The organism is Methylobacterium platani (genome assembly GCF_001653715.1).
GTDB lineage: Bacteria > Pseudomonadota > Alphaproteobacteria > Rhizobiales > Beijerinckiaceae > Methylobacterium > Methylobacterium platani.
In genome coordinates, this window is sequence record NZ_LWHQ01000010.1 from 217,069 (window position 1) to 221,988 (window position 4,920).

General features: G+C 66.0%; 5 protein-coding genes. All 5 read left to right on the forward strand.

Going from position 1 to position 4,920, the window contains the following annotated elements; translation table 11 throughout:
• The first annotated feature begins 189 nt into the window (after positions 1–189).
• Positions 190–858, forward strand: a complete 669-nt coding sequence (locus tag A5481_RS05575; RefSeq protein ID WP_064503817.1) for an invasion associated locus B family protein — start codon at positions 190–192, stop codon at positions 856–858.
• A gap of 42 nt (positions 859–900) precedes the next feature.
• Positions 901–1,095: a hypothetical protein gene (locus A5481_RS05580; RefSeq protein ID WP_048434311.1), complete on the forward strand. Its 195-nt coding sequence runs from the start codon at positions 901–903 to the stop codon at positions 1,093–1,095.
• 280 nt (positions 1,096–1,375) lie between these two features.
• Positions 1,376–2,638 (forward strand): MFS transporter, encoded by a 1,263-nt coding sequence (locus A5481_RS05585; protein ID WP_048434310.1) that lies wholly within the window; start codon positions 1,376–1,378, stop codon positions 2,636–2,638.
• Between the two features lie 299 nt (positions 2,639–2,937).
• The gene (locus A5481_RS05590) at positions 2,938–3,717 is read left to right on the forward strand and encodes an ABC transporter permease (protein ID WP_048434309.1); all 780 of its coding nucleotides are present in this window, start codon (positions 2,938–2,940) and stop codon (positions 3,715–3,717) included.
• A gap of 187 nt (positions 3,718–3,904) precedes the next feature.
• The gene (locus tag A5481_RS05595; protein ID WP_048434308.1) at positions 3,905–4,909 is read left to right on the forward strand and encodes a glycosyltransferase family 92 protein; all 1,005 of its coding nucleotides are present in this window, start codon (positions 3,905–3,907) and stop codon (positions 4,907–4,909) included.
• The last annotated feature ends 11 nt before the right edge of the window (positions 4,910–4,920 follow it).

A 4,920-nucleotide genomic window follows, 5' to 3' on the forward strand; every position in this document is an offset into this window, starting at 1 on the left:
GCCGATCCGGCACGAGGACATTGGCTGGATCGGAGACGGTTGATTGGAATAAATCCAAGTTATTTCAAGAGCATGACGACGGGACCGGCGCGCGCGGCTTCCCTTCCGGCGCTCGTGGCTCTAGAGGAGCCGCGAGACAAAAGGCCCGTCCCGCGCCCCCGGCGCGGACGGGCGCCGAGGAACTCCGTCATGTCGCCCAGCCGCTCCGCCCTCGCCAGCCTCCTGGTCCTCGCCGCGTTCCTGGCGGGGCCCGCCCGCGCCCAGGAGGAGCCGGCCGGGGAGGCGCCGGCGTCGGAGGCCCCGGCGCCGAAGCCCGCCCACAAGCCCGCCCCGCGCCGCCCGGCCCCGAAGCCCGCGCCGGCCCCGAAGGCGGAGGCCGCTCCCGCGGCGGTAGCGCCCCCGAACGGAGCTTGGCCGAACGGCGCCAGCGCGGTGAGCGAGGTCTACGGCGACTGGACCATCAGCTGCACCCGCGAGAACGAGAAGCGCCAGTGCCAGCTGTCGCAGGCGCAAGGGGTGGCGCAGACCGGGCAACGCCGCTTCAGCATCGAGCTGAACGCTCCCCAGGACGGGCGCAGCAACGGCCTCCTGCTGATGCCGCTCGGCCTGTCGATCGAGCCCGGCGTGACCTTCAAGCTCGACGACGCGACCCTCGGCAAGGGCGCTCCCTACACCTCCTGCGTCCAGGCCGGCTGCATCGTGCCGATCAGCTTCCCGACGGTCGCGACCGACGCGATGAAGACCGCCGTGAACCTGCGCGTCACCGGCACCAAGCCCAACGGCGAGGTCGAGACCCTCACCGTGCCGCTCGCCGGCTTCGCCGCGGCGCTCGCCCGGATGAGCCAGCTTTTGAGCTGACCTCTTCACGCCCCGATCACGGTTCCGGTGCAGGCTGGCGGCATGACGGATCTCAGCACCGCCTCCCTCCTCGCCGGCGCCGCGACCCGGCCGGGCGCCGCCTTCAGCCGGCAGGTCGCGACCCTGGCGGCACGGCGCCAGATCGAGGCCGGGCGCGAGGTCGCCGGCCTCGTGGCGCAGTCCGCCGCCGCACCGGTCCCGCCGGGGCAGGGGCGGGTGGTCGACATGCGGGCGTGAGCGGCCCGCTGCCCTCCGGCGCATCAGGATATGCCTGCCCTTGAGGCAGGGACCGGCACGCAGGATCCGCCCGCCCTCGTCGCGATGGCGGCCCGAGATTGGCACGGAAGCTGCAACGCCCCCCGCAGGCTGGCCTCACGGCCCGCGGGGCAAAGACGCCCGAGCCTTGGACAGGGATGTCCGACAGACGGGAGAGCGTGACCGGCACGTGACCGGGCCGCGATCCTCACCCTGAAGCGCGTTGACGACCCCCCGCGGGGGCTGTGCGTGAGGCTCCGACATGGCCAGTTTCAAGACCGTCATGAAGTCGGGTCATCCCCCGACCCTGTTCGCCGCGTTCCTGTACTTCGATTTCTGCTTCGCGATCTGGGTGCTGAACGGGGCCATGGGCCCGTTCATCACCGAGCATTACAAGCTCACGCCGGCCCAGACCGGCTTCATGATCTCGCTGCCGATCCTCGCCGGCGCGATCATGCGCTTCCCGCTCGGCGTGCTCGCCCAGTATATCGGGCGCAAGAACGCCGCGATCACCGAGATGTCGCTGATCGTCCTGGCGATGGCCTACGGCTTCTTCCTGGTCCACGGCTTCAACGACGTGCTCGCGATGGGCGTGCTGCTCGGCATCGCCGGCGCGTCCTTCGGCGTCGCGCTCTCCCTCGGCTCGGGCTGGTTCCCGGCCGAGCACAAGGGCCTCGCCATGGGCATCGCCGGGGCCGGCAACTCCGGCACGGTGCTGGCGGTGCTGTTCGCGCCGCCCCTCGCCCAGGCCTATGGCTGGCAGGCGGTCTACGGCTTCGCCGGGATCTTCATGCTGATCCCGCTCGCCGTGATGATCGTCTTCGCCAAGGAGCCGCCGGATCGCGAGCACCAGAGCTTCCGCCAGCACGTCTCCTGCCTGTTCGAGAAGGACGGCTGGGCCTTCAACCTGGTCTACGTCATCACCTTCGGGGGCTTCATCGGCCTGTCGAACTTCCTGCCGACCTTCTTCTACGAGCAATTCGCCGTCACCAAGATCGAGGCCGGGCGGCTGACCATGCTGGCCGCCCTGATGGGCTCCGGCATCCGCATCCTCGGCGGCTACTTCGCCGACCGGATCGGCGGCATCCTGGTGCTCACCGTCGTGCTGCTCGCCGCCGTCGGCTCGTTCCTGGCGCTCACCGCGGCGCCGACGCTGGTGATGACCACGCTGCTGTTCATGTTCTGCTTCGCGGCGCTCGGCGCCGGCAACGGCGCGCTGTTCCAGCTCGTGCCGCTGCGCTGGCCGACCAACACCGCGGTGGCGGGCTCGATGATCGGCGAGGTCGGGGCACTCGGCGGCGCCATCCTGCCGAACGCCATGGGCCTGTCGAAGCAGTATACCGGCGGCTTCGCCACCGGCTTCCTGTTCTACGCCGCCTTCACGGCCGTGGTGCTCGGCTGCCTCGCCCTGTGGTCGCGCAAGTGGATCGGGGTCTGGGTCGGCCCCCGCGGCAAGGTCCTGGATGCGGCCGGGGCGCCGGCCGCCGCGGAGAGCAATGCCCTCGGGGACGTCCAGCGCGCCTGAAACTCCCCGAGTTCGGTATCGCCCGCGGTCCGGCGGGTTCGGGACACCGTCGCGCCGTCGCATCGGCCTGCCGATGCGGCGGCGTTCGGACGATCGAACGTCCGCTCGGGCTTGGCGGATCCTCGCAGTGCATCGGAGGCCCGGGCGGCGAAGCGGGTCGGCCGGTGCGCGCCTGCCGATGCCCCCCTTCCGGGTTCGTCACCCGGCCGCCGCAATCCCGGTCTAGGCGACAGCGTTTCCCGGCCTTCCATGACGGCGCTCGGCTGGTAGGCAGGCAATTCGCCGAGCAGGGGCACTCCATGGCGCACCAAGCGAAATCGGCGCTCGAGGTCCAGCTGGACGTCCTCGGTGCCCTGATGCTGCGCGACATCCGCACGCGGTTCGGCGGCACGATGTGGGGCTACGGCATCGCGGTCGGCTGGCCCTGCGCCCACATCCTGGTCATCACCGGCTTCTACGCGGCCCGGCACATGCCGACGCCGATCGGCGACAGCATCGTGCTGTTCGTCGTGTCGGGACTTTCGCCGTATATCGTTCTCAACTACATGGCGAGAAAGATGATGGAGGGACCGCTCCAGAACAGGCAGCTGATTTACTTCCCGCAGGTAAAATTCTTTGACGTCGTCATGTCGCGCGCCCTCGTCGAGATCTGCACCAGCAGCCTGAGCATTTTTCTCGTGTTCATCATCGCGGCGTGCTGCGGCGCCTACGTCGTCCCGATAGATTCTTTCGCGTTTTGCCAGGGTATGCTTCTAGCACTGTGCTTCGCAATTTCCGTTGGATTCTTCAACGTCTTCATTTCCCAAATGTTTCAAGGATGGATGATCGGCGTCATCATTCCGCTATTGATTATGTATTTTACCAGCGGCGCCATGTTCGTGACCGAGGCGATGCCAGCCGTTCTCTACGAATACGTTCAGTGGAATCCGCTCATGCACATCGTGAAGGTCTGCCGATCGGCCTTCTACCCAGGGTACGGCGCGGATGCGTCGATGCTGTACGTGTTGATCGTCAGCGGGGCGATGGCTCTCATCGGTCTCCTGGGTATCCGCTTCGTCGTTCCGCGCTTCCTCAACTGACGGAGCCCGGGCGTCGACGCCGGCCCTGCGGCCCCGGGCGAGGGCAGGCATTTCTCGACATGCATTACACAGGACAGCGTCGGCCGGTGTGCGGGCATAGCCGGTCGCTCTGAAATCTGCCAGACAGATGCGGCTCACATCGGGTAGAGCACCAAGCGACATTCGAGCCGTGAGAACTGCAATCTGCATGTTTGTCCGCAACGAGGAGCGGGGCATTGCCGAGTGGATTGCATATCACTCGTTGATCGGGTTCGATAGCTTCATTATCTACCACAATTCAAGCACAGATAATACATATTCGGTCCTGGACCGACTTCGTCGATTTTTCGATATCAAGATCATCGATTGGCCGAGGAATTCTAAATATTCTCAATTGGAAGCATACGACGACTGCATCAAGAACTTTACAGTCGATTTTGATTGGATCGCTTTCGTCGACTCAGACGAATTTATCAATCCGATTGCCGACCGGTGCGTAAAGAAGTTTCTGGCGTTTCATGAAAACTCTAACGCGATCGTCCTGAACCGGGCCTTGTTCGGATCGTCCGGCCATGACAGGATCCCGGCGGGACTGATCATCGAAGACTTTACCCACAGGGCGGTCGATCGCCACGGAGTCAACTTTCACACCAAAATGATCGTTCGACCCAGAAAGGTCGTTCGAGTCCACAACCCGCATATGATTGACGTCGAAGGACCGACCGCGCACGCCGACGGCACACCGTTCCGCGAAGTGCCGATCGGTCTGAGTGCGGATATTTCCGGATTCAACATATGCCGCGTCAATCACTACTTCGTCAGGTCGGCGGAGCATTGGGAGGCGAAGATGCGTCGCGGCTATCGCGAGGGAATTCGACCCGCCGAGCACTTCGCTTCGCATGACACCAACGACATCGAGGACGAAAGCGCGGCGCGCTGGGCGCCGGAGGTTCGGCAAGTCCTGGCCGCGGTCGACGACTTCCCGCTCCGCGAGCGTTCCGAGGTCCATGGCGGCGCATCCTCCGAGGAGGAGAAGAGAAGCGATGGCTGGGCGTCGATCGCGAGCACGGTCGACGATGTCCTGTATCGTGCCCCGCGCGAGGCCCTGCGCGACGGCAATACCCTCTTCGATCCGGAGTGGTACCGGGCGACTTACGCCGACGTCGCCGCGAGCACCACGGTACACGACACCGCGACCGCGGCCCGACCATAGGGGCGGACGAT

Excerpts from the sequence above, each read along its gene's own strand:
- A5481_RS05575 (WP_064503817.1), top strand. The coding sequence starts at position 190 with ATGTCGCCCAGCCGCTCCGCCCTCGCCAGCCTCCTGGTCCTCGCCGCG.
- A5481_RS05580 (WP_048434311.1), top strand. The coding sequence starts at position 901 with ATGACGGATCTCAGCACCGCCTCCCTCCTCGCCGGCGCCGCGACCCGG.
- A5481_RS05585 (WP_048434310.1), top strand. The coding sequence starts at position 1,376 with ATGGCCAGTTTCAAGACCGTCATGAAGTCGGGTCATCCCCCGACCCTG.
- A5481_RS05590 (WP_048434309.1), top strand. The coding sequence starts at position 2,938 with ATGGCGCACCAAGCGAAATCGGCGCTCGAGGTCCAGCTGGACGTCCTC.
- A5481_RS05595 (WP_048434308.1), top strand. The coding sequence starts at position 3,905 with ATGTTTGTCCGCAACGAGGAGCGGGGCATTGCCGAGTGGATTGCATAT.